At 39.4% G+C, this 348-nt stretch carries 1 protein-coding gene; it reads right to left on the bottom strand.

Annotated elements, in window-relative coordinates; all coding sequences use genetic code 11:
* Nucleotides 1-348, bottom strand: a 348-nt coding sequence (locus R5R67_RS19630) for an IS3 family transposase (RefSeq protein WP_318755225.1), incomplete at both ends; no start/stop codon positions are given.

Here is a 348-nt window from a genome sequence, read left to right on the forward strand (position 1 = left end):
AGTAGACCACACTTGATTACTGCGCTGAATAGCCAATCCTTTGAGCAGATATGGATATTTACGGTGAGCTTGATTAGCCTGGCTTAAATTTGGTTTGCAATATAACGCCTGAATACCCATTTTCTTCATTAAAGTACGTGTATGACGTCGTCCTATATGATGCCCTTGACGATTCAACAAATCACGCATCATACGACTGCCTGCAAAAGGATATTGCATATGTAATTCATCAATACATCGCATCAGCTTCAGATCTGATGAGCTAACAGGTTTTGGGCGATAATAATAACAACCACGAGAGACTTTCAGTAACTTAGCTTGTTTAGATACTGAAATCTGAAGTGAGTG

It is taken from the genome of Acinetobacter sp. OYA S30, assembly GCF_033599315.1.
Lineage (GTDB): Bacteria > Pseudomonadota > Gammaproteobacteria > Pseudomonadales > Moraxellaceae > Acinetobacter > Acinetobacter baumannii.